This is a genomic window from Verrucomicrobium sp. 3C (genome assembly GCF_000379365.1).
Lineage (GTDB): Bacteria > Verrucomicrobiota > Verrucomicrobiia > Methylacidiphilales > Methylacidiphilaceae > Methylacidimicrobium.
The window spans coordinates 212,175-235,090 of the sequence record NZ_KB901876.1; the positions used below are offsets into that span (position 1 = coordinate 212,175).

Sequence of the window (22,916 nt, forward strand, 5' to 3'; positions counted from 1 at the left end):
TTTGGCAAGGATAGAAGGGTGCGCTCCGACTCCGATCCGCTGACCGAACGATTCTGGTTTTCCGCCGAGGGACGGAGGCTGGCGGAACAGCTCCTTCCTCCTTTTCTGCTGCGCCGCCGCTGGTTTGCCGGAAAGGCCCGGGCCCTCGAGGAAGTCTGGGTGGCCGACGCCTTTCGCCTCGGTCCGCGGGAGGCGGGGCTGCGCCTCCTCCTCCTCCAGGTTCGCTTCGCCGCGGGCGAGACCGCCCTCTTCTCGCTGCCCGTCCGGATGGCCGGGGATCTTTCGCCAACCGGCTTGGTGGATGGGGACCGGATCGGCCCCCTCTCCGCCTCCTCGCCGCAGAGCCTTTGGGAAGCGACCGGGGATCCGCTTTTTGGCCGCACCCTGCTCGATCTGCTCGCTGAAGAGAAGGAGCTGTTGGGGCCCCAAGGAATCCTGCGAGGGAAGAGAGGTCCGCTTCTGGCCGAGCTGGACGCTTCGGGCGAGCTCCCGAAAGATTCCCGGCTGCTCGGGCGGGAGCAGAGCAACAGCTCGCTCCTCTTCGGAAGCCGCCTCTTTTTTAAGCTCTACCGGAAGCTCGAAGGAGGCCCCAATCCCGATGCCGAGGTCCACGAACACCTCTCCGGCGTCCTCGGCTTCCCTCACGCCCCCCGTTACGGTGGCCGGCTCGATTACGTGCCGCAGAACCGCCCTCCGATCCTGCTCGGGCTCTTGACCGAGGCGGTTCCCCACCGATCCGACGCATGGACCCTCGCTCTGGCGGCGGCGAGCGAGTGGATGCAGCAGTCAGGAGAGCTCCATCCCGAAGAGGACGCTTCCCGGCCGAGCTGGGAGCTTTTGGGGAGACGGACCGCCGAGTTCCATCTGGCGATGGCGAGGCCGACGGACGACCCGGCCTTTGGGCCGGAGCCTCTGTCCGAAGAGGAGACTCCCCTCTTTTTCGACGGAGCCCTCGGCCTGCTCCGGCGCTCCTTCGGGATGCCTCACGGACCCCCGGAAGTCCCGCTCAGCGTCGAAGAGGAGCATCTGGCGAAGCTCTTTCCGCGAATTGAAGCCCGCTTCCGCGCCATCCTCCGCTTGCCAGCTGACCACGTGAAGATCCGGATCCACGGCGACTACCATCTCGGACAAGTCCTGACCACCGAAGACGATTTCGTGCTGATCGACTTCGAGGGAGAGCCCGAGCGCTCGCTGGCCGAAAGGCGGCGCAAGAACCTGGCGCTCCGCGACGTGGCGGGAATCGTCCGCTCGTTTCACTACGCCGCCCTCGCCCCCATCTTCCTGCAAGGGGAGACGGGGGAGAAGCGAAGCCGGCGGCTTGCCGCCGCCAACGGCTGGCGGCGCTGGGCGACGCGGCGGTTCCTCGAAGGCTACTTCGTGGCCGCCGGCAAGGCACCCTTCCTGCCGACGACTCCGGCTGGGCGCGGGACACTCCTCGATTTCTTCGTCCTGGAGAAGGCGGTCTACGAAGTGGGCTACGAGCGAAACAACCGTCCGGCCTGGGTGGAAATTCCGTTGCGCGGCGTCGAAGAACTCCTGGAAGGGAGCCGACAATCAGAGGAGAATGGGAGCCTATGAGGGATAAAGAAACCGATCGGAGAGCCGACACGAACGAACTGGGGCGCATCTCGAAGGCTTCGGCGCCTCGCCGGGAGCTTCCCGAGATTTGGGGAGAGACCGACACCTTTCTCTTCCGCCAAGGCAACCACGCCCGGCTCCACGAAAAGCTCGGCGGCCACCTGCTCACCAGGAAAGGGGAAAAGGGCGCCTATTTTGCCGTCTGGGCTCCCAACGCCGAAGCGGTCTCCGTAATCGGCGATTTCAACGACTGGGAGCCGGATGCCGCTCCCCTGACCCTCCGGGAGGACGGAACCGGCGTCTGGGAAACGTTCGTCCCCGGGCCCGGGAGCGGGTCCCTGTACAAATACTTCATCCGTTCGAAGCAGCAGGGCTTGACCACGGTGAAGAGCGATCCCTACGCCTTCCTCTGGGAGGTCCCGCCCAGAAGCGCCTCGGTTCTCTGGGACATCTCCTACGAGTGGAACGACCGCGAATGGATGGAGCAGCGCGCGGCACGGAATGCGCTCAACGCCCCCTGGTCGATCTACGAGGTACACTTGGGCTCATGGCGACGGGTCCCGGAGGAGGGTCATCGATGCCTCACCTACCGGGAGATCGCCCCGCAAGTGGCCGCCCATGTCAAGGCGATGGGCTTTACCCACGTGGAGCTCCTGCCGATCATGGAGCATCCCTTCTCGGGCTCCTGGGGCTACCAGACGATCGGCTACTTCGCGCCAACCAGCCGCTTCGGCACGCCACAGGATTTCATGTATTTCGTCGAGCATCTCCACCAGCAAGGGATCGGGGTGATCCTCGACTGGGTCCCCTCCCACTTCGCCACCGACGGTCACGGCCTGGGGCTCTTCGACGGCACCCACCTCTACGAGCATGCCGACCCGCGCCAGGGGTTTCATCCGGACTGGGGGAGCTATATCTTCAACTACGGCCGCAACGAGGTCCGCGCCTTCCTGCTGAGCAGCGCCCGGTTCTGGTTCGAGAAGTATCATGTGGACGCCTTCCGGATCGACGCGGTCGCCTCGATGCTCTATCTTGACTACTCCCGCCGACACGGGGAATGGATCCCCAACCAGTACGGGGGAAACGAAAATCTCGAGGCGATCCACTTTCTCCGCACCTTGAGCGAGCAGCTCTACGGGGAATTTTCCGGCATCCAGCTCATCGCGGAAGAGTCGACCTCCTATCCGATGGTGAGCCGCCCGGTCTACATGGGTGGCTTGGGCTTCGGATTCAAGTGGAACATGGGGTGGATGCATGACACGCTCGACTACTTCTCCCGCGATCCGATCTACCGGAAGTACCACCAGCACTGCCTCACCTTCAGCGCCTGGTATGCCTGGCATGAAAACTTCATCCTCCCCCTCTCCCACGACGAGATCGTCCACGGGAAAGGCTCGCTGATCGCCAAGATGCCAGGGGACGACTGGCAGAAGTTCGCCAACCTGCGAGCGCTCTTCGGCTACATGTTTTTCTTCGTCGGCCACAAGCTGCTCTTCATGGGAGGAGAGTTCGGACAGTGGAATGAGTGGTATCACGAGGTCAGCCTTGACTGGCATCTCGCCTCCGAAGGAAGACACAACCAGCTGCTCCAGTGGGTCCGCTCCCTCAACCAGCTCTATGGGCAGGAGCGCGCGCTCTACGAGGACAACTTCACCGGCCACGGCTTTTCCTGGATCGACTTCACGGACGCGGAGAGCAGCGTGATCAGCTTCCTCCGCAAGTCGAAGGACGGGCGGGAGCAGATCCTCTGCGCCTTCAACCTCACCCCGGTTCCCCGAATCGGCTACCGGGTGGGCGCGCCCTTCGCCGGCTACTGGCGGGAGATCGCCAACAGCGACGCGCTCGAGTTCGGGGGCAGCGGGATGGGGAACCTGGGCGGCCTCGAGGCCGACTGGCTTCCGTGGCAGGGGCAGCCCCACTCGCTCAACCTGACGCTACCCCCGCTTTCGGTGCTGGCCTTTAAGAGAACACTCTAGCGCGCTCTCTCCTTGCCCCGCCCCAAGGGCTTTCGGCCTTCCGGGGAAAGGTGAACGCTCAAGGCGCCGGCGGCTCGCGCCCCGAGCGCGCCGAGAAACGTCCCGCCGGCCCAGGCCGCCACGGCGGCACCGGGCCCCGTCTCCGCGCCGAGCAGTCCCCCGATCACCGTCCCCAGCCCTTCGGATCCGATCCGCAAGCCGGCTTGGGCCAGATGGATCGCCGAATCCCGCAGCCGCTCTTCGGCCAGGGCCCGGCCCGCCTTCCGCCATTCCTCCGACTGGAGAAGCTCCGAGGCCCATCCGAAGCGGCGCGAATGTCGAAAGAACTCCCGGTGCCACTGCCGCAGCCGCTCGGAGGAGGAAGCGGCCGCGACCTTTTCCTCCTTGTCTCCCATCGTTCCCCCGCCCCGCCGGGCGCGGCGGACCGCCTCCGCCTTGGTCTGCTCGACGCGCCGGCCGCTTATCCGCAAAGGCTTCTCCCGCTCCTCGCCGGGACCAGCGATCCATTTGCCCGCCTCCGCGACCACCTCCCGAGCCGCACGAGCCAGATCCGCAAAACTCATCCTCACCTGCCCTGTCTCTCCCGATTGCTTAGCCATGGTTCGCCGTGGGACGATGCCTCTCCGCCGCGCAACTCCCTTTTGCTGGCTCGGACAACTACCTTTTCCTGAGTGAAATTTCACCCGGTTCCGCGTATGGTGCCCCGACCCTGAAGCAGATCTCGTGGGCCGGTTCGCTCAACGTCTCGCTTCCTTGACCTGGAAATGACCGTTCCAACAAGACAGCATTCTCTTTGGCCTGCTTCTTGCTAGAGAACGACCCGCAATGGCGCGATTGCGACAGTCCCTTGTGCCGGTCCTCGTCCTTCCGCTTCTCCTCCTGGCCGCCTCGGCCGCGCCGAGTTCCGTCGCCCAAGGAGTCGACGACCCGCCGAGCGCATCCTTGCGCCCATCCGGCGAAGCCCCACCGCCGGCGGAAGACACCCCAACCGACCGCAAGCTCCGCAGCGCCCTCCAGCAACCGAAGCATCCGGCCAAAAGCCAATCCGATCTCGAAAAGGCAATGTCCCAAATGCCCGAGGTCGAGGTGGTCGCCGTCACCCCTCTGCCGGGAATGGGACAACCGCTGCAAAACCTGCCGGGCGATTATCAGATCCAGCAGGGGAAGACCTGGCTGCAGCAGGAAGAGTTTAGCTTGCCCGAATTCATGGAGCGAAACATGGCGAGTGTCAACGAGGTCAACATGAACGGAAACCCCTTCCTCCCCAACATCAACTACCGGGGATTCGCCGCCTCGCCCGTTCCCGGAACTCCCGTGGGGATCTCCGTCTTCCTGGATGGCGTCCGGATCAACGAGCCCTTTACCAACAACCTGCTCTGGGACTACGTTCCAGAGCTCGCCATCCAGAACATGGAGATGGTCCCGGGCTCCAACCCGATTTACGGCCAGAACACACTGGGAGGAGCCCTCGTGATGCAGACCAAGAACGGCAGAAGCAGCCCGGGCTCGATGCTTCAGGACTACGCGGGGGTCTGGGGCACCAACGACCTGGAGTTCCAGCACGGAGGCTACAAGGGACACTGGGACTGGTTCTTGAGCGGCAACTGGATGAGCCAGGACGGCTGGCGCCAGCAGAGCTCGAGCTACGTCAAGCAGCTCTTCGCCAAGGTCGGCTACCATACGGAGCAGACCGACGTTCATTTGGAATACATCGGGGCCGACAACCTGCTGAACATCCTGGGGCCCACTCCCCTCGACATGATTGCCACCGGCGGGAACTCGATGATCTATACCGGGCCGAATCCCCAATATGACAATCTCAACATGGTCAACCTGCTCGCCTCGCAAAAGCTCACCGATGAGCTTACGCTAGGAGGAAACGCCTACTTCCGCGAGTCCAACTATAACTTCAGCAACGGCAATATCGCCAACAACGTCGATCAATTCTTGGGCTTCAACTATCCTCTGGCTGGTCAGGCATTGAATGCAAACGGGATGCCCATCCCTGCGGGAGAATGGGATTTCGGCTCGATCGCCCAGACGGGTGCGGGAGCCCGGCTCCAGCTCCAGTGGGAGAAGAGCTTCGCCGGCATGGAAAACTATGCGGTGGCGGGAGCCAGCTTCGATTGGGCGCAATGTTTTTTCGGCTCGGGCTTCTACCCGGCCGCGATGGGAGCCAATTACAACAACATCACGATTCCCGGCTATCCCTTCCAGGATCAGTTTTCCGTGCCGACGTTCAGCGATTACGTTGGCCTCTACCTAACCGACACCTTTTCGCCCACGCCCTGGTTCCACCTAACGGGTGCCCTGAGGGACAACTACGCGCAGATGGTGATCGGGGGCACCGGGGTCGAGAACAGCGGGGAGACGGTTTCCCTGGCGGCGGCCGAGCGCTTTCAGCAGGTCACCCCCGCCGCGGGCTTTACCCTCCAGCCGCTCGCCGCCTTCGGCGTTTCCGACCCGACCCTTAAGGATCTCACCTTCTTCTTTAACTACAGCGAGAGCTTCCGACCGCCCATGGTGGGCGAGATCACCGGAGCCAACCCCGCGATTCCGGTGATCCTGCCCGTGGCACAACTGGGCGATCCCGCCCTCTCTCCGGTGCTGGCCCAGACCTTCGAGAGCGGCTTCCGCGGCAAGCTCACTCCGGGGAGCATAGACTGGGCCTTCTCCTTTTATCGGACCGGCATCTCCAACAACATTATGTTCGAGCAGACCGGCCATTCGAGCGCCGGATTTTTCCAGAACATCGGCGAGGAGCAAAATCAGGGCGTCGAGGTCACCCTCCAGGGCAGCTACAAGAAGCTCACCTGGTTCGCGAACTGGTCCTTCCTCGAAGCAACCTTTCAAAGCCCGCTCGTCCTGCAAAACGCCGTGAGCGCGGCAGTGCCCGTCCAGCCGGGAGACCGGCAACCCAACCTGCCCGAGATGATGGTAAAGGCGGGAATCACTTATCAGCTCCTTCCGCAGTGGCAGGTTTCGATGGACTTCCAGTACTATTCGAGCCGGGTGCTCTACGGGGACTGGGCCAATGTCTATCCAATGCTGACCGGCTTCGCCGTGCTCAACCTGCAAACCTATTATACGATCAACAAGCACTGCCAGATCTTCGCCTTTGCGACCAATCTCTATGATGAGCAATACGCGAGTGCGGGCCTCATCAGCCAAAATGTCTTTACCGGAGCTCCCCACGGAGGAACCATCGTTCCGTTCGTGACGCCGGGATCGCCCTTCGGTGTCTGGGGTGGGGTCCGCCTCCAGTTTTGACCGCCCCGACGCCGGTTGCGAGGAAGGAATCGGCGCTCCGTGGCAAAACCAGCCATCGTGAAGATCGCAACACGGATCCGCCTCGCGTCGGGCTTGTTCTTCGTCCTGGCCGCAGCGCTCTCCGTCGAGGCAGCCTGGATCGCGTTGCGCAGCCAGAAGCGGGTCGAGCAGGTGGGAGAGGAGCTTACCCAGCTTTCGCAGCTGAGCGATCTCGAGCTCTTCGCCCTGCGCGAAGTCGGCGAAGTGGCCGATGCCCTCGGGGGCAAGGATCCCAAGGCCCGCGCCCAGTTTGTTTCTTTTGCCGATCAGATGCGCGCGCTCCTTGGCCGCTGCCGTTCCCTCGCTCACGGTAAGGAAGAAAAGGAGGCGCTCGCCGCCGTCGAGGGAAATGCGCTTCTGCTCGAAAGGCGTGGCCGGGAGCTTCTCGATCGGCCCGCTCTTCCGGGGAGCAATCCTTCGTTTGCCGGAGTCGACGCTCTGGAAGCGTTCCTCGACGGCCCGTTCCGCCAATCGGCCCGAACTCTCGAACGGCTTTTTCATCAAGGGGCCATCGATCGGGCTCGAGAGAAGGCCCGCCTCCTCAAGGAGACCGCGACTCTCCTGGTTCCGTTCTGCTTTCTTGCCGGACTGGGGCTGGCGACACTCGTCTCGCTCTGGCTCGCTCAGGGGATCGGACGTCCGTTGCTCAACCTAGTCGAATCCGCCCGGCGCATCGGCCGCGGGGATCTCGAGGCGGTTCCGGAGATCCCTCCCTCGGGGGATCTCCGCGACCTCGCCTTGGCCTTCCGCCAGATGGCCAGCGAGCTTAAGGCTTCGCAGGAGAAGATCGTCCAAACCGAGCGGATGGCCTCCATCGGCGCCACCGCCGCCGCCGTCGCTCACGGGATTCGCAACCCGTTGGCCAGCATTCGCGCACTGGCGCAAGTCGCTCTCCTCAAGCCCGGCCCCTCCGCCTCGACTACGGATACCCTCGAGGAGATCCTCCACGAAACCGATCGGCTCGACCGCAGGATCCGCCAGCTACTGACTTTCGCCAAGCCGCTTTCGCCGAGACCGATGGTCGGCAGCCTCAATGCGCTCGCCGAAACCACCGTACCGTCTCTGGCCAAAGGCGAAGGGAAGGACGTCGTGATCGATCTCTCCCTGAACCCCGAGCTCCCCCTGGTCCGTTTCGATCCGGCCCAGATGGAGCAGGTCCTGCTCGAAATTCTGGCGAATGCCCTGGCGGCCCTCGGCGAACGCGGCCGCATCCGGCTGAGTTCGGGTGTCCGACGGGACGGTCGGGTCTACCTGGAAATCGAAGACGATGGAGAAGGGATTGCTGAGGAGCATCTGCCTCGCGTGACCGAGCCCTTTTTCACGACACGGCCCGAAGGTTCGGGCTTGGGTCTGGCCATCGTGGAACGCTACGTTAGCCGAAACGGAGGAGAGATGACGGTGAAGAGCCGGCGCGGCCAGGGAACACGGATTACCCTGCTCTTCCCCTCCGCCACCGAAGGGAGCAATGGGGCTCAACATTCTCCTGGTTGAGGACGAACGAAACCTCGCCCGGTCGATCCACGAGCTTCTCACGGCCCAAGGCCATGAAGTGGCTCTCGCCTTCGACGGTGAAGAAGGCCTCCGCCAAGCCGCACTCTCCGCTCCCGACCTGCTTCTCCTGGATGCCCGTCTGCCGAGCCTCTCAGGACCCGAGATTCTCCGCCGAGCGCGGGCCATCCATCCCGGCCTATCGGCCGTGGTCTTCACTGCCTATGCCTCCGTCGAGGACGCGGTCGCCGTGATGAAGCTCGGCGCCTTCGAATATCTTCAAAAGCCCCTCGACCTCGACCGGCTACGTATGCTGGTCGATCGGGTCGAAGAGACAGTCCGCCTCAAGCAGGAGCTCGCCTACTACCGGAGTCTCGACGAGCCGATCCTGATCGGCGAGTCATCGGCCATCCGCTCTCTGCGCGAAAAGATCGAGCAGCTAAGCCAGCTCGACGGAAGCCAAGGGCTCCCCACCGTTTTGATCTCCGGAGAGACCGGCACTGGGAAGGATGTGGTGGCCCGGCTCCTCCATCATCGGAGCTCTCGTCGCAACGAGGCCTTCCTGTCCATCAATTGCGTGGCGCTTCCGGAAAGCCTGGTCGAAACCGAGATCTTCGGCTACGAGCGGGGAGCTTTCACCGGGGCTTCGGCGGCCAAGCTCGGGCTGATGGAAGCCGCCGACAAGGGCACTCTGTTTCTCGACGAGATCGGGGATCTCCCTCTTCCCCTGCAAGGGAAGCTCCTGACAGCGATCGAACGCAAGACGGTCCGGCGTCTGGGAAGCGTTCGCGATCGGAAGGTCGATCCTTGGATTCTCGCCGCAACCAACCGGCCCCTGGAAACCTCGATTCGAGAAGGAACCTTTCGAGCCGACCTCTACTATCGACTCCGCGTAGTTCATCTCGAGCTGTCCCCCTTGCGGGAGCGGACCGACGACGTCCTTCTGCTGGCAAATCACTTCCTCCGCATCCACGGCACCCGCTACGGAAAGATTGGCCGAACGCTCTCTGCAGACGCCGTCGCGACCTTGCAGGGATACCCATGGCCGGGCAATGTCCGGGAGCTTTCGCACGCGATCGAACAGGCGGTTCTCTGGTCGAAAGAGGAGACGCTCCACCCCGCGGACTTTGCCTGGCCGGGGCACCCCGTTGGCGGACTGGTGGAGCCCTTGACGAGTGGCGACGATGCGATCCGTCTGCTTCTGCGGGAAGGGCTGTCCTTCGCCGAGATCGAAAAACGGCTGCTCCAACAGGCACTGGAAACATCGCGGCAGAACATCTCCCAAGCCGCCCGCCAGTTAGGCATGACTCGGGACATCCTCCGCTACCGCATGGAAAAGCACGGCATTGCCGCGGGATGAGAGCGCCACCGCGTACGGGTCTCGTCCCTTCCTTTCCTTTACTCCGCAGCACCATTTTTGCGCTTGACCGTCACCTGCAAAGAAGCTATCGCCTGCAATGCACCTTGAGGAGAAATGCCCGTAGGGCAAGACTCCAGCAACCCAAACGGAGGAGGTTACCCAAATGTGGTTCCCAAAAAGCAGGAAGAAGCTCTCTGCCAGGATGCTCCTGGCACTGGCAGTTGGCGCCGCGGCGGCGATTCCGTCGGCGTATTCGAACGAGGAAGTACTAAAACTCACGGAGAATCCCAAGAACTGGGCAGCTCCGGGCAAAGATTACGGCAACACGCGCCACAGCAGCTTAAAGCAGATCAATACGCAGAACGTCAAAAGCCTGCACATGGCGTGGTCGTTCTCCACAGGAACGCTTCGCGGCCATGAAGGTCAGCCGCTCGTCATCGGCGACCGCATGTATGTGGTGAGTTCCTATCCCAACATCGTGTGGGCGCTCGATCTCTCCAAGGGAGGATCGTACGAAGTCCTGTGGAAGTATGTGCCCAAACAGGACGACAAGGCGGTTTCTACCGCCTGCTGCGACACAGTCAACCGCGGCGCTTCCTACGCCGATGGCAAGGTCGTCTTCAATACCCTGGACGGGTATGTGGTCTGCTTGGACGCCAACACGGGCAAAGAGCTCTGGAAGACCAAGTTTGCCGATCTCGACAAGGGCGAGACGAGTACTCCCGCCCCAATCATCGTCAGGGACAAGGTCTTCACCGGATACGGTGGGGATGAGTTCGGCGCGCGCGGCCGCTTTGCCGCCTTCGATCTCAACTCGGGCAAGATGGTCTGGCAGGCCTACAGCACTGGCCCCGACTCGGACGTCCTTCTCGGCTCCGACTTCAACAGCAAGCATCCCGAGTATGGTCAGGCCGGTCAGGATCTCGGAGTCAAAAGCTACCCCGACGAGGAGTGGAAGCGCGGCGGTGGCTGCGCCTGGGGTTGGTATAGCTATGATCCCAAGCTCGACCTGGTCTACTACAACACGGGCAATCCCGGCCTCTGGAGCCCCAGCTACCGGACCGAGGCCAAGACCTTCGAGGAGGCCAACGAACCGTGGAAGTGGGATAACAAGTGGTCGATGACCGTTTTCGCCCGGAAACCTGATACCGGCGCGGCCGTTTGGGGCTACCAGCTGACCCCGTTCGATGAGTGGGACTACGACGCCATCAATGAAGACGTGCTCGTCGACATCAACGTCGATGGCGCCAAGAAGCCTTGCCTGGTTCACTTCGATCGCAACGGGTTCTGCTATGTGCTCAACCGCACGGACGGCACGATCATTCGCGCCAACAAGTTCGTGACGGCTAACTGGGCCGAGAAGATCGATATGAAGACCGGGCGTCCTGTGAAGGTCAAGGAGCACTCTCCGTTCGAGGTCGGCAAAGCCGTGCAAGCCTACCCCTCGGCTCAAGGCGGCAAAGACCAGCAGCCCGTCGCCGTCGACCCGAAGGAAGCCAACGTCTTCTATGCGCCCACCAACAACTGGGGCATGACCTTGGAGCCGATGGAGCGCGCCCACACCAACCAGGGCAGCGTCTACGTCTTCGCCAACGTTCTCATGAAGCCGGAAAAGCCTGGAGTCATGGGACGTTTCAAGGCGTTCGACGTCATCACGGGCAAAGCACGCTGGGACATTCCGGAGCGCTTCCCGACCTGGAGCGGCGCCTTGGTTACCGACGGTGGCCTTGCTTTCTACGGGACCCTCGATGGATGGTTCCGAGCGGTCGACCGCAACTCCGGCAAGGTTCTCTGGCAGCAGAAGCTAGGCTCCGGCATCATCGGCAACCCGATCTCCTATGAGGTGGGTGGCAAGCAGTACATTTCGATCCTGACCGGCATCGGCGGGTGGATCGGTCTCCCGGTGACCGCCGGCCTTGACCCGGCGGATCCGTACGGCGCACTCGGTGTCGCCGGCATGGCTGGAGAGAATGGCTTCTACAACGTCCCGATGGGAGGCACGCTCTACACGTTTTGCGTGCAGTAAATCGATAGATCGTTTAGATCCATGCATCTAACAGGAAAGGGCGGACTGTTCCCCTGGGGGCGGTCCGCCCTCTTCCTTTTTCTGTCCTCCCTTTGTGTTCTCTCCGCGCAGCCTTCAGACCTTCCCCTGCGGGTCTGCGGCGACCCGGGGAATATGCCCCTCTCCAATAGCCGGGGCGAAGGCTTCCAAAACAAGATCTCCGCGTTGCTGGCCCAAGGGCTGGGCAAGCCGCTCGAATACTTCTGGTACACTTACTACGAACGAGGGCTTGTCCGGACCACCCTGAACGCAAACCGCTGCGACGTCCTCTTCGACATGCCGCCCGACTTCGAGTTGGCTCTTCCGACCAAGCCTTATTACAAGTCGACTTTTGTCCTCGTGACCCGGAAGGATCGCAACCTCCACATCCGGTCGCTCGACGACCCTATCCTCAAGAACCTCCGGATCGGCGTCTTTCAAGCCTCGGCCGCACGCGATGCGCTCCGGAACCATGGAATCCAGCACAACACGGTCGTCCACTACATCTTTTACGATTCGCGGGTACATCCGGAGCAGCATCCCGCCGAGCAAGTCGAGCAGGTGATCCAGGGTACGCTCGATGCCTGCGCGATCTGGGGGCCCATGGCCGGATACTATGTCGCCAAGACCGGAGCCCCACTCGACATCACACCTCTCAACACGATGGAAGAGACCGTTCCGCTGGAATACGCGATGGCGCTCGCCGTCCCCAAGGGGGACAAGAGCCTTCGCGATGGTCTCAATCGCGCAATGGAAGAGCACAAGGCCGAAATCAGGAGGATCTTGACCGAGTTCGGCGTGCCGCTCGTCCACTGTTCGGAATGTATCGTCGATGGCGATCTCCCCGCCCATGAGGGAGCCTACAAGCCGCTGCCTACTCCTCCGACCCCCTCCCGCGCCGTGACGACCGAACACGGTTCCTTGCAGGACTGCGTGGCAGCAGGGGATCTTTCGGCCGCCGAAAAGTTCTTGGCCAAGGATCCGCGGGCCATCAATCAACCCGACAACCTTGGCTTCACCCCCTTGCTCAATGCCATCCGCACGGAAGAATGGCCAATGGCCCGGCTTCTCGTGGAAAAGGGAGCCAACCCGAACCTGTCCGACCCCGATGGATGGACTCCACTTCTCTTCGCGGTCTCCAAAGGGAATCACGAAACCGCGCGGCTCCTGCTCGAACACGGAGCGAATCCCTCCCAAACGGCCAAAGACGGCTGGTCTCCTCTGGCGCTTGCGGCGAGCGGCTCCGATCCCGAACTCGTCTTGCTTCTGCTTTCCCATGGGGCTCCGGTGAATGGGAGGAGTGGCTCCGGAGGCTACACCCCTTTGATGTTTGCTGCGGCTTCCGGTTCAGAGGCCGTCGTCCGCACGCTGCTCGATAAGGCTGCCGACCCCAACGCTGCCAATCCCGCAGGGATTACCCCGCTCATGCTGGCGGTCTCTCGCAACCGACAACCGATCGTTGAACTTCTTCTGCGCGCGGGAGGCCGACCTGACCAGCGAAACCGTGAAGGGAAGACGGCACTCGCCCTCGCACAGGAAAGGGGATATCACACTCTCGCTTCCCTATTGGAAAGAGCGAGTGGTCCGCTAAGGAAGACTACGCCTCCCGTCCGATAAATTCGGGCGGAATTCGAGGCGACAACTACTGGAGATCATGAAAAGAGGAAAACGAACTACGTCTTGGACACGCTATTTGATACCGGGCTTGGCTGGCCTCTGGCTGACCGCTGCCGGGGCGCAGCAGCAGCCCGCAGCACCCCAGTCGACCCCGGCGCCCGCCGGACAACCGTCCGCTTCCGCCGGAGGTGGCGCGATGAAGAACCCATACACCGACAATCCGCAGGCAATCGCGGAAGGGAGAAAACTCTGGTTTGGCCGAAGCTGCAACGGCTGCCATGGAGGAATGGGGGGTGGAGGGATGTGTCCACCCGTCATCAACGACACTTGGGTCTACGGCAGCGAAGACAAGACCCTCTTCGAGCTCGTCAAGTACGGTAGCGTCGAACTCCAGAAGAAGGGGTACACGCGCATTGGGCGTGAGAACGTCGTGGCACCGATGCCGCCCTTCGGCAGCGTCATGAGCGACGATGAAATCTGGAAGGTGCTCGCCTACGTGCGCTCCATCTACCGAGGCGATCCCAAGCTTCGGAACTGGTAGTCGCACCGCGATCGAGGCGGTCGGCAGGAGGTCAGGCTGCGGGCCCGTTTTCGAAACGGCCTTCCCGGGTCTTCCTGTGGCCGCCTCGCCCCCTTCCCTCGGGAGCCCCCACAGGAAGCGCTGCGATTCCTTCTTCCGCGCGGCTGGCGCTCTCCTGCTTTTTGGCCTTACGTTCTCAGTAGCGGTCCAGCCCTCCCTCGCCCAATTCGTTCAGCTTGTCTCTGCCCGAAAATACTACACCCTCTTTCTTTCCCCGGGACACGACGGAAGCCGAGAACCGCTGTTGCGGGAGGTCTTCCTCTCGCGTTTCCGCAATTTCGGCCCGACGGTTGTGTTGCCCACCTATCATGCCGAGCTCCCCCGACAGCCCTATCTCGAATACCGGGATTCAATCGACGGGCGCCTGCTCCGCGTACAGAAAATCGGCAACCAGTATTGGGACAACATAAGGTTTCCCTCCGGTCGACCAATCGAGCTCCGGACCGATGCTCTCCAGCGGGTCCTTCCGCGCGCCCCGAGCCAAAAGATCGATTTTTTTGAAGACACGATCCAATGGGGCGGCTGGCGTCCTCCAATCGAAGATTACTGGATCGTCGTCGACCTGGGAAAGATGTATGCCTCCTTTCGCCAAACTCCCGCATTCGGGATGGGAGGTAGCCCCCCGCCCACCTTTCAGGAGTTTCTCACGAATCAAGTGGTCCGCGTTCTTCCCGCCGGATATCGGGTCCAAGGAAGCACGGTCTGGTGGCACTTCCGGCGGATCTCCTCTCCGGAAGCCTACACCACGCTCCACGTGGAATGGAAAGCTTGGTACCGCTAATCGCCGCCTCCCCTTCGTCTACGGGAGATCCAGGCTCCCGTAAGCCCGGGGATAGGAAACCACACCCCAAGGCAGCGGAATGTCGCCCAAGACCTTGAGCAGCCGGTAGCTCTTGGCGTCAAAAACCAGCACCTCGTTGGAACGTCCACACGCCGCGAGAATCCGTTCCCCGTCGGGCGTGAAGGTAAAATGCCAGCACCTCTTTCCTACCTTCATCTCTTTGACCAGCTTCCGGCTCCGGGCGTCAAAAACCTGCAGTTTTTCCGCGCGGGAAGTAGCGACCAGGAAATGCTCGCCGTCCGGATCGAATGAGATTCCATACGGCCCTGCCCCAGTAGGTACCGAGGCGACAAAGTTCATCTGCTGATCCAGCACGACCACGTTGCTAGAACTTTCCAGTGAGACGAGAATCTCTCTTCCGTCGGGAGAGCGCTTGACCCCTCGCGGGCGGCTGCCGTACGGACGGAGATTCACCCGCTGAACTTCGGCGCCGGTCTCCAAGTCGTAGACCCGCAGCGAATCTTCCGATTCGTTGGCGCAGAGAAGCCTTTTTCCATCGGCGGAGAGTTCGATCCCTTCCGTATCCACGCTCGCAGGAAAAGTCCGGACGACTTGCCAGCTTGCCACGTCAATTTCCACGATCCGCGCGGGTGTTTTCTCGGCAGCCTCCTCTTGGGCTTTTTTTTCGGCCTCGGTCTGCGGTCCCTTCGGGGGAGGCCCTTCGGAAGCCGGCTCGTGGGCGACGAAGAAGTGGCGTCCATCCAGGCTGAACTTGAGGAACTCGGGCTTGGGACCGATCGGGATCCGCCGGACGACATGCCTTTTCTTCAGATCGATCACCGCCACGTCCTGGCTCGCCTTGTCGGCGGTCACGACGTAGCGGCCATCTCGAGTCACCCCGATCCCTCGAGGCCCCGACTTGCGGAGAGGGAAACGCCGCGTGATCACCATCTTTTCCAAGTTGATCGCCACGACCCCGACAGGCTCCACACTCACGTAGGCGGTAGCGGCATCTCCCGGATTCGCCGTGACGAGCCATGCGATGGTTGTGAAAACCGCGATGGCGGAGCCGCACCGAAGCCAGAAACTCGGAACGACAACACCCGCTTTCCTCATAAGCATTGTCTTACCAAGCAGTACCGGCAATGACAATAGGCCGGTGCAACCCTCCACGGATTTCCCGATCGCATAGGCTTTTGGGTTGCGCCGAAGTTCCGGCCGAACGTAAAGTGTCCTCTACGTCGGACGCGCGCGCTCGTGGCGGAACCGGCAGACGCGCAAGCTTGAGGTGCTTGTGGGGAAACCCGTGGAGGTTCGAGTCCTCTCGAGCGCAGTTCCTGCAGCGCATCCACTCCGCGAAGAGGGAACGATCCGTGACCCGATCCGAACTCACCCAACTCATTCTTGCTGCGAAGATCCGAAAAGAGCTCCCGTGGGAATCGATCGCTCGGACCCTTGGTGCGAGCAAAGAGTGGGTCGCGGCGGCCTGCCTCGGCCAAATGACGCTTACCGCTGAACAGGCTCAGACCTTGCGCGGCCTTTTGGATTTACCAGAAGAGGCGGAAGTGCTCTTGCAAACCATCCCGTACAAGGGATCGCTGCCGACCGCCATTCCCGCCGATCAGCTGCTCTATCGCTTCCACGAAATCCTATCGGTCTACGGGACGGCCCTCAAGGAACTCATCCACGAGGAGTTTGGCGACGGCATCATGAGCGCGATCGATTTCCGGATGCACGTTGCCCGAGAGCCCGATCCACAGGGAGACCGGGTCCGCATCGAAATGAGCGGCAAGTTTCTTCCGTACAAGATGTACTAGCCGCAGGAGGCTTGGGAGAGATGCCGCCTAGGTATCGAGCCGAAAGCCAATCCGCACCTCTACCTGAAAGTGGGGTTCTCCCTCGTGAATCGCCCCTCGGATATCTTTGACCTCAAACCACGACAGATTGTGTACGGTCTTGGACGCCCGGGCAATCGCCTGACGTACCGCATCCTGGATGCTCGCGTGCGAGCTGCCGACGACCTCGATGACCTTATAAACATGATCCGACATAACTGACCCTCCCGTGATAAGTCGCTGATCCTTCTCGCCTAAACATGCGCCTCCATCTGGTTCCCTGGCAAGCGCCAAACTCCTTTTCGTCCTGGAACGAAAACGAGATCGCCGGTGCTTTCGCCTCGCCGGCTTTTCCAATACTCTTTTCCCATGACCGTCTACTTTCTCCGCCATGCCGCCGCTATTCGGGAAGCACCGACCGACGCTGAGCGGAAGCTTTCGAAGAAGGGCCGTCAGGAAGCCCAGTCTGCGGGAAATGCGCTCCATCGGTTGGGCGTGCGCCCCGACCTTATCTGGTCCAGTCCCTTGGTGCGTGCGCGGCAGACCGCCGAAATCGTCGCCGAAGCCCTCGGCGACTCTTCTAAGGTCGCAATCCAGGAAGAGTTGGAGAATGAAAACTCCACGCAACAGATCCTGGACCTGCTCAAATCCTTGCCGGCGGATTCCGAGGTGGTCTTAGTCGGCCATATGCCGAGCCTCGCTGAGCATCTCGCCGCACTCGTCGGTGCCAACGACCCCGGGAACTTTTCCCTCGATAAGGGCGGAGTCGCCTGCCTTCGCCTGGACGATCTCCGCCTCGGGAAGGGCGAGCTCCGCTTTCGGCTCCGGAACGAGCAGTTGGAGCGGATTGCCTGAAGGCGGCCGACCTGCCCCAGACCCCAGAGAGCAGGAGCGAAAAAGATTGACCTCTCGGCGACAAGCTGGCTCTCCGTGGCAGATCCGCATGGAAAAAGACGCGATTTCCCCGCGCGCCACTCGATGGGCCGTGCTCTTTGACTGGGATGGAGTGCTGGTCGACTCCTCCCGACAGCACGAGGAGAGTTGGCATCGCCTCGCCCGGGAAGAGGGACTCCCTCTCTTCCCCGGATTCTTCCTCCAGACCTTCGGAATGAAAAACGAATGGATCATGCCGCAGATCCTCCACTGGACAAAGGATCCGGAAGAGATCACCCGACTCGCCTTGCGCAAGGAAGTGCTCTTCCGGGAAATCGTCGCGGAAACCGGGATTACCCTCTGCCCGGGAGCATGGGAGTGGGGCCAATGGCTAGCCAGTCACGCGGTCCCGACGGCGATCGCATCCTCCACGCAGCGAGCGAACATCGACCTGGTGCTCGAGAAGCTCGCGCTGCGTGCCTTGTTTCCCACCATCGTCGCCGCCGAGGATGTCAGCCGCGGAAAGCCCGATCCGGAGGTCTTTCTCGTGGCTGCCGACCGCCTGGGAGTCCCTCCCCACCGCTGTGTCGTCTTCGAAGACGCGCCCGCTGGAGTCGAAGCTGGAAAGCGCGCCGGAATGAAGGTGGTGGCCCTGATGACCACCCGCGCACCCAAAATGCTTCGGGAGGCGGACCGCCTCATCGCCGATCTCGGTGCGTCAACCCCTTCCGAGATCGAACGATGGCTCTTCCCATAGCCGCCTGAGCGTTTCTCCCAGCTGCTCCAGCCCACCTTGCAGCTCCTCTTCGGTGATCGTCAAAGGCGGGGCGACAAGGATGACGTTATGCTTGCAGAACGCATAAACCCCTCGCCCGAGCAACTGCTGCTGCAGCCAGCGAATCTCTTGCGAAAGCGGCTTGTGCCAGAGGGAAATTGGTTCGCGCGTCTGCCGGTTGCGGACCAGCTCGATCCCAAAGAAGGCTCCCATGCCGCGGACCTCGCCGACCAGCGGACTCTGCTTCCCCAGCTCCCGCAGCCCCCGACGCAGCCACTCCTCGATCGAGCGTGCCCGCTCGAAAAGTCCCTCGTCCCGATAGGCAGCCAGTGCACCCAGCCCGGCAGCCATCGCAAGCGGGTGGCCAGAGTAGGTATGGCCGCACCAGAGAGGCTGCTCGTCGAAGGTCGCCGCAAGTCCCTCCCGTACCAACACCCCCCCGAGAGGCACGTAGGCCGAAGTCACCCCTTTCGCGAACGTGATCATGTCAGGGACGACCTTGAAACGACTCGCTCCAAAGGCCGCTCCCAACCGGCCAAACCCGGTCATGACTTCATCAAGGATGAGCAAGATCCCATGACGGCGGCAAAGCTCGCTCACTCTGGGGAGATATTCGCCCGGGGGAACCAGAACCCCGTTGGAGCCGACGACCGGCTCCAGAAGGATTGCGGCCACTCGGCTTGGATCCTCATGCAGCAGCACCAGATCCAGGTGACGGAGAGCACGCTCGCTCTCCTCGGCTTCATTCGCTGAAAAGAACGGGCTGCGATAAAGATAGGGCCCCCAAAAATGAACAACCCCCGGAATCCCTGGCTCGCCGGCAAACCGCCGATACTCCCCGGTGAGCGTGCCCGCCCCCAGGGTAGAACCGTGAAAGGATCGGTAGAGCGAAAGGATCTTTTGTCGCCCGGTGATCATCCGGGCCATCTTGATCGCGTCCTCGTTGGCTTCCGCTCCTCCCGTCGTGAAGAAGACCCTGGCTCCTTCCGGCCACGGAGCGCATTGGCTCAAGCCCTGCGCGAGAAGGGCCCGCTGGTCGTGGAAGAAGGCGGGTGAGGCGTAACAGAGGCGGGCCGCCTGCTGCTGGATCGCCTGGACCACCTGCTCCTTCCCGTGGCCAAGATTGACGGCCACAAGGCCCGCGCTCAAGTCGAGATAGCGGTTCCCTTCCAAATCATAGAGAAAACTTCCCTCGCCTCGGACAATCACCGGACCCGGGGCCCTCTTCTGGACCGCCCAGGGCGTCAACACGTGTTTGGCGTGAACTTCCGCTAGCTCTTTTGCCCAGCTTCCCATCCTGCTCCCTTTCTTTTGCCCAGCACCACCATTTCCGTGCCGCCGGCAAACCAGTGCACCGACGCCTTCCAGCCCGCCTCCTCGACTCCCGCAATCACCTCGGCAGAGGTAAGAAGCCGTGCCCCCTGGGCATACTCATGGAGGTTCTGAAAAGCAAGGTTTCGTCGGACAGGATCCCGCAGGGATGCGAGCGCCTCCGGCCAGCATGGTTCCCAGAGAAGGATGACCCCATCCGCCCGCGCGAGCCGCTCCAGATGCGCAAGGAACCTGTTGCGCTCCGGCCAGAGATGATGGAGAACCCGGCTCACCAGGATAAGATGCGCTGGCTCCGGACCGTGCCAGGAGAAAAGATCCGCTTCAACCAGTTCCATGCGTTCGGAAAGGTTCGCGGTTTCCGCCGCCCGTCTTCCTTGGGCGATTCGCCCCGCCTCCCGGTCGATGCCGATCCCTCGCCACCCAGGGAAGCGGAGAAGCAAGCGGCGAAGAAGCCAGCCATTGCCGCATCCCAGATCCAGGGCGATGCCCTCCCGCTGCGCCAGCTCCGCGAAGAGCGGCAGCCCGGGGCAGAGCTCCTCTTCGAAGAGGGAAGAGTGCTTCTCCTCCAAAAACTGTCCGAACCAAGGGAGAATTTCGGGATCAATCAAGGCTCCCGGCCCCGGTCGATCTCCCGTCTGAAAGAGAGGCACCAGGCGCAAAGCGACCGAGGGAGCCAAGACCGCGTCTACCGCCGTTGCGAGAAAGGACTCTTCCTTGCCTCGCCGCCGATGGCCTGCCTCCGGCGCGAGGCAAAACCGACCGCCCTCCTCTTCGAGGTAGCCGAAGGCAAACCCGGCTTCGCAGAAGCCTCTCACATAGCCAACATCCAATCCCATTCGGCCGGCGATCTCCTCCGGACCCCGCTCCCCCTCGCGACGGAGGAAATCGAAGATTCCGGTGGCGATCCCCAAAAACGCGACAACGGCGCCCACCCCCTGCTCCCGTCCCGCGGCAATCGACTCGTTTTCCACGATAAGGGAAAACATTACGGGAATAGGCCCTCCGAGACAACGCCCGTCGTCATCGGAAGAGACATGACTCATGGCCAGAGGGCGCTGTTAGCCGCCGTTCCTTTGCACGCCACGAAAAAACGGCTGCGCGTACGCCTTTCCTGCGCCATCGTTCTGCATGCTCGCTGTCGCCTCCTGGATCCGGGCCAAGGACGAGACGCTTTTCGCACGGATCTTCGAGCCCGAGGGCTTGTTGCTCCGCAACGCCCGGACGGAGAAGGTTCCACCAGGGGGCTGGCAAGCACTGCTCCTGACCGGCGGCACCGACATTTCGGCCGATTTCCTTCGCCAGGACGTGGATGCCCTAGAGAAGATTCGCTCGCCTAACCGAAAACGGGACGAGTGGGAGTTTGCCGCCGTGCAATCGGGCCTGGCTTGCGAGCTGCCCATTCTCGCGATCTGCCGAGGCTTACAGGTCCTCAACGTTGCCTTGGGGGGGACCCTCCATCTCGACGTTCCGGGTCACGAGAACCTGGAGGATTCCCACACGCAACCATTGGTCTACGCCGAAGGGGTCGAGGTTCAATTCCCGCTGGTGAACAGCTCCCATCACCAGGCGATCGATCGGTTAGGATCGGGGGTCGTTCCCGAGGCCTGGTGCCATCTGGACGGAATCGTCGAGCAGGTTCGCGTGGAGGGATATCGTTGCGTTCGTGGTGTGCAGTTCCATCCGGAGCGCGATCCCCTCCGCTACCGTCCGCTTTTCGCCGCGTATTTCGAGGCGGTGCGAGAAGCGGCTCGAGCATCTCGCTAAGCCATTCCCTTGGAGGTGGGCCGACCCCATCCGCCCCCGCCCGGAGTTCGAATGGAGAGGATCTGCCCAGGCCTACCCTGGAAGCTGATCTTACCAGGCAAAACAGTCTCCCCACCTTCGTCGATCAACACATTCTGGCCGCGCTCCCCGTTCGCTCCTCCTTGCAACCCATACGGGGGAAAGCGCCTTCGCTCGGACAAGAGAGTAACATCCATCTCGGCCAGGAACTCGATCTCGCGGATGATGCCATCCCCGCCTCGGTATTGCCCGAGTCCTCCGGAACCCCGTCGCAGCCGGTAGGTGACGACGCGGATCGGCAGCGCGTGCTCCAACTCCTCCACGGGGGTGTTCCACGAGTTGGTCATATGGGTGTGAATCCCGCTGTCTCCGTCTCCTGCCGGTCCACCCCCCATGCCCCCGGCGATCGTCTCATAGTAGGCAAAGCGGCAGCCGGATTCCGGATCGACCCCTCCCAGGGTCAAATTGTTCATCGTCCCGCTGCTCGCAGAGGGAATCGCGTCGGGCAGAACTCGGCTGAGCGCTCGCAAAATCACGTCGACCAGCCGCTGGGAGGTTTCCACATTTCCCGCGGCGACCGCAGCCGGAAAAAGTGCATTGACCACCGTGCCGGGCGGGGCCAAGACCTGGACAGGCGCGAGCAAGCCCGCGTTCGCCGGGACGTCCTCCCGCAGCAGGGCGCGCACGACATAGGAGACCGCGGAGAGCGCAATCGCGAGCACTGCGTTGATGCTTCCCCGCACCTGGGGTGCGGATCCGGTGAAGTCGACGAACGCCTCCTCACCCCTTTTGCGAATCGCTACGCGAATCGGAATCGGCTCTTCGGAAAAACCATCGTCATCCAAGTAGTCCACAGCCTCATAGGTGCCATCCGGAATTTCAGAGAGCCGCTTACGAACCATCCGCTCCGTGTAGTCGATCAGCGAATCGGCCGCCGTATGGAGTTGCTCCTCCCCATACCGGTCGAGCATCTGCTGGAGCCGTGCCTCGCCGGTCCGGTTCGCCGCGAGTTGGGCGGCTACGTCTCCCTCCCGTTCTCCCGGCGTGCGCACGTTGGCCAAGATTACCTGGAGCAGCGCCTGGTTCCATCGCCCGTTCTCCACGAGCTTGACCGCGGGAATGCGCAGGCCCTCCTGGAAGATGTCGGAGGAGGGAGGCATCGAGCCTGCCGTCATCCCTCCGATATCCGCATGGTGGGCTCGGCTGGCGACGTAGAAGAGAGGAGTCCCGGTCGCCTCTTCCTTTCGGTAGACGGGGGTCACCAAGGTCAAGTCGGGCAGATGGGTCCCGCCCTCATAGGGGTCGTTGAGGATCACCGCGTCGCCCGGACCCATCGGCACCGCTTGAATGGCCCTCCGGACGGCGACCGGCATGGAGCCGAGATGGACCGGCATATGGTCGCCTTGAGCCACAAGCCGCCCGTTCGCCTCGTACACCGCGCAGGAATAGTCGCACCGCTCCCGGATATTGGGGGAAAAGGCGGTTCGGCGCAGAGCATATCCCATCTCCTCCGCGACGGAGGTAAAGAGTGCCCGAAAGATCTCGAGTTGGATCGGGTTCATCTCCGCGGATTTCACCGAGCCCGT

The 22,916-nt window shown here is 62.3% G+C and carries 19 protein-coding genes and 1 tRNA gene; 14 read left to right on the forward strand and 6 right to left on the reverse strand.

All coding sequences use genetic code 11. From position 1 onward, the window contains the following. Positions 1-18 precede the first annotated feature (18 nt). On the forward strand, positions 19-1,578 hold the full coding sequence (locus A37A_RS0111915; protein ID WP_018291722.1) for a hypothetical protein: 1,560 nt from the start codon (positions 19-21) through the stop codon (positions 1,576-1,578). Further along, a complete protein-coding gene (gene glgB / locus A37A_RS0111920; protein ID WP_018291723.1) occupies positions 1,575-3,554 on the forward strand; it encodes a 1,4-alpha-glucan branching protein GlgB in 1,980 nt (659 codons plus the stop codon). Before A37A_RS0111915 ends, glgB begins: the two co-directional genes overlap by 4 nt. Here glgB and A37A_RS20745 read toward each other — a convergent pair. Continuing rightward, on the reverse strand, positions 3,551-4,153 hold the full coding sequence (locus A37A_RS20745; RefSeq protein WP_018291724.1) for a hypothetical protein: 603 nt from the start codon (positions 4,151-4,153) through the stop codon (positions 3,551-3,553). The genes glgB and A37A_RS20745 overlap by 4 nt on opposite strands. A 226-nt stretch (positions 4,154-4,379) precedes the next feature. Between A37A_RS20745 and A37A_RS0111935 the strand changes: the two genes are divergently transcribed. The 7 genes from A37A_RS0111935 to A37A_RS0111965 all read left to right on the forward strand — a co-directional run bounded on the left by A37A_RS0111935 (position 4,380) and on the right by A37A_RS0111965 (position 14,733). Beyond that, on the forward strand, positions 4,380-6,824 hold the full coding sequence (locus A37A_RS0111935) for a TonB-dependent receptor (RefSeq protein WP_018291725.1): 2,445 nt from the start codon (positions 4,380-4,382) through the stop codon (positions 6,822-6,824). A gap of 57 nt (positions 6,825-6,881) precedes the next feature. Then, positions 6,882-8,354 carry an ATP-binding protein gene (locus tag A37A_RS0111940; RefSeq protein ID WP_020494390.1) on the forward strand — a complete coding sequence of 491 codons (1,473 nt, stop codon included), beginning with the start codon at positions 6,882-6,884 and terminating at the stop codon, positions 8,352-8,354. Continuing rightward, on the forward strand, positions 8,329-9,711 hold the full coding sequence (locus A37A_RS0111945; RefSeq protein WP_018291727.1) for a sigma-54 dependent transcriptional regulator: 1,383 nt from the start codon (positions 8,329-8,331) through the stop codon (positions 9,709-9,711). The genes A37A_RS0111940 and A37A_RS0111945 overlap by 26 nt, the downstream gene beginning before the upstream one ends. A gap of 202 nt (positions 9,712-9,913) precedes the next feature. Beyond that, the gene (locus tag A37A_RS0111950) at positions 9,914-11,737 is read left to right on the forward strand and encodes a PQQ-dependent dehydrogenase, methanol/ethanol family (RefSeq protein WP_018291728.1); all 1,824 of its coding nucleotides are present in this window, start codon (positions 9,914-9,916) and stop codon (positions 11,735-11,737) included. Positions 11,738-11,758: 21 nt separating this feature from the next. Continuing rightward, a complete protein-coding gene (locus A37A_RS17380) occupies positions 11,759-13,372 on the forward strand; it encodes a quinoprotein dehydrogenase-associated putative ABC transporter substrate-binding protein (protein WP_018291729.1) in 1,614 nt (537 codons plus the stop codon). Positions 13,373-13,409: 37 nt separating this feature from the next. Next, the gene (locus A37A_RS17385) at positions 13,410-13,913 is read left to right on the forward strand and encodes a c-type cytochrome (RefSeq protein ID WP_196799614.1); all 504 of its coding nucleotides are present in this window, start codon (positions 13,410-13,412) and stop codon (positions 13,911-13,913) included. Between the two features lie 76 nt (positions 13,914-13,989). Beyond that, positions 13,990-14,733: a hypothetical protein gene (locus tag A37A_RS0111965; RefSeq protein ID WP_018291731.1), complete on the forward strand. Its 744-nt coding sequence runs from the start codon at positions 13,990-13,992 to the stop codon at positions 14,731-14,733. Between the two features lie 18 nt (positions 14,734-14,751). On the opposite strand, the gene A37A_RS0111970 is transcribed toward A37A_RS0111965, so the two are convergent. Further along, entirely contained in the window at positions 14,752-15,849 is a 1,098-nt protein-coding gene (locus A37A_RS0111970) for a beta-propeller fold lactonase family protein (RefSeq protein WP_018291732.1), read from the reverse strand. 135 nt (positions 15,850-15,984) lie between these two features. On the opposite strand from A37A_RS0111970, the gene A37A_RS0111975 reads away from it, so the two are divergent. Both A37A_RS0111975 and cynS read left to right on the forward strand, forming a co-directional pair. Next, positions 15,985-16,066 (forward strand) — tRNA-Leu (locus A37A_RS0111975). A gap of 40 nt (positions 16,067-16,106) precedes the next feature. Then, positions 16,107-16,550, forward strand: a complete 444-nt coding sequence (gene cynS, locus A37A_RS0111980; protein ID WP_020494392.1) for a cyanase — start codon at positions 16,107-16,109, stop codon at positions 16,548-16,550. Positions 16,551-16,577: 27 nt separating this feature from the next. Here the strand turns inward: cynS and A37A_RS0111985 are convergent, their stop codons facing one another. Beyond that, the gene (locus A37A_RS0111985; RefSeq protein WP_018291733.1) at positions 16,578-16,784 is read right to left on the reverse strand and encodes a dodecin; all 207 of its coding nucleotides are present in this window, start codon (positions 16,782-16,784) and stop codon (positions 16,578-16,580) included. A gap of 153 nt (positions 16,785-16,937) precedes the next feature. On the opposite strand from A37A_RS0111985, the gene sixA reads away from it, so the two are divergent. Together sixA and A37A_RS17390 are read left to right on the forward strand one after the other, a co-directional pair. Beyond that, a complete protein-coding gene (sixA, locus tag A37A_RS0111990) occupies positions 16,938-17,423 on the forward strand; it encodes a phosphohistidine phosphatase SixA (protein WP_026195810.1) in 486 nt (161 codons plus the stop codon). An 88-nt stretch (positions 17,424-17,511) separates the two neighbouring features. Beyond that, entirely contained in the window at positions 17,512-18,198 is a 687-nt protein-coding gene (locus tag A37A_RS17390; protein WP_018291735.1) for an HAD family phosphatase, read from the forward strand. Here the strand turns inward: A37A_RS17390 and A37A_RS0112000 are convergent. After that, on the reverse strand, positions 18,160-19,512 hold the full coding sequence (locus A37A_RS0112000; protein ID WP_018291736.1) for an aminotransferase class III-fold pyridoxal phosphate-dependent enzyme: 1,353 nt from the start codon (positions 19,510-19,512) through the stop codon (positions 18,160-18,162). The genes A37A_RS17390 and A37A_RS0112000 overlap by 39 nt on opposite strands. Then, positions 19,488-20,591: a trans-aconitate 2-methyltransferase gene (locus A37A_RS17395; RefSeq protein ID WP_081616301.1), complete on the reverse strand. Its 1,104-nt coding sequence runs from the start codon at positions 20,589-20,591 to the stop codon at positions 19,488-19,490. The genes A37A_RS0112000 and A37A_RS17395 overlap by 25 nt, the downstream gene beginning before the upstream one ends. 85 nt (positions 20,592-20,676) lie before the next feature. Here A37A_RS17395 and A37A_RS17400 point away from each other — a divergent pair, with 85 nt between their 5' ends. Continuing rightward, positions 20,677-21,312, forward strand: coding sequence for a gamma-glutamyl-gamma-aminobutyrate hydrolase family protein (locus tag A37A_RS17400; RefSeq protein ID WP_051076294.1), 636 nt, complete (start codon positions 20,677-20,679; stop codon positions 21,310-21,312). Here A37A_RS17400 and A37A_RS0112015 read toward each other — a convergent pair. Further along, positions 21,309-22,892, reverse strand: coding sequence for a hydantoinase B/oxoprolinase family protein (locus tag A37A_RS0112015; protein WP_040889300.1), 1,584 nt, complete (start codon positions 22,890-22,892; stop codon positions 21,309-21,311). The genes A37A_RS17400 and A37A_RS0112015 overlap by 4 nt on opposite strands. Positions 22,893-22,916: the final 24 nt, after the last annotated feature.

Coding starts and splice junctions, on each gene's coding strand:
- A37A_RS0112015 (WP_040889300.1), bottom strand. CDS start 22,892: ATGAACCCGATCCAACTCGAGATCTTTCGGGCACTCTTTACCTCCGTC.
- A37A_RS0111985 (WP_018291733.1), bottom strand. CDS start 16,784: ATGTCGGATCATGTTTATAAGGTCATCGAGGTCGTCGGCAGCTCGCAC.
- A37A_RS0112000 (WP_018291736.1), bottom strand. CDS start 19,512: ATGGGAAGCTGGGCAAAAGAGCTAGCGGAAGTTCACGCCAAACACGTG.
- A37A_RS17395 (WP_081616301.1), bottom strand. CDS start 20,591: ATGAGTCATGTCTCTTCCGATGACGACGGGCGTTGTCTCGGAGGGCCT.
- A37A_RS20745 (WP_018291724.1), bottom strand. CDS start 4,153: ATGGCTAAGCAATCGGGAGAGACAGGGCAGGTGAGGATGAGTTTTGCG.
- A37A_RS17385 (WP_196799614.1), top strand. CDS start 13,410: ATGAAAAGAGGAAAACGAACTACGTCTTGGACACGCTATTTGATACCG.
- A37A_RS0111935 (WP_018291725.1), top strand. CDS start 4,380: ATGGCGCGATTGCGACAGTCCCTTGTGCCGGTCCTCGTCCTTCCGCTT.
- A37A_RS17400 (WP_051076294.1), top strand. CDS start 20,677: ATGCTCGCTGTCGCCTCCTGGATCCGGGCCAAGGACGAGACGCTTTTC.
- sixA (WP_026195810.1), top strand. CDS start 16,938: ATGACCGTCTACTTTCTCCGCCATGCCGCCGCTATTCGGGAAGCACCG.
- A37A_RS0111950 (WP_018291728.1), top strand. CDS start 9,914: ATGCTCCTGGCACTGGCAGTTGGCGCCGCGGCGGCGATTCCGTCGGCG.
- A37A_RS0111945 (WP_018291727.1), top strand. CDS start 8,329: ATGGGGCTCAACATTCTCCTGGTTGAGGACGAACGAAACCTCGCCCGG.
- A37A_RS0111970 (WP_018291732.1), bottom strand. CDS start 15,849: ATGAGGAAAGCGGGTGTTGTCGTTCCGAGTTTCTGGCTTCGGTGCGGC.
- A37A_RS17380 (WP_018291729.1), top strand. CDS start 11,759: ATGCATCTAACAGGAAAGGGCGGACTGTTCCCCTGGGGGCGGTCCGCC.
- A37A_RS17390 (WP_018291735.1), top strand. CDS start 17,512: ATGGAAAAAGACGCGATTTCCCCGCGCGCCACTCGATGGGCCGTGCTC.
- glgB (WP_018291723.1), top strand. CDS start 1,575: ATGAGGGATAAAGAAACCGATCGGAGAGCCGACACGAACGAACTGGGG.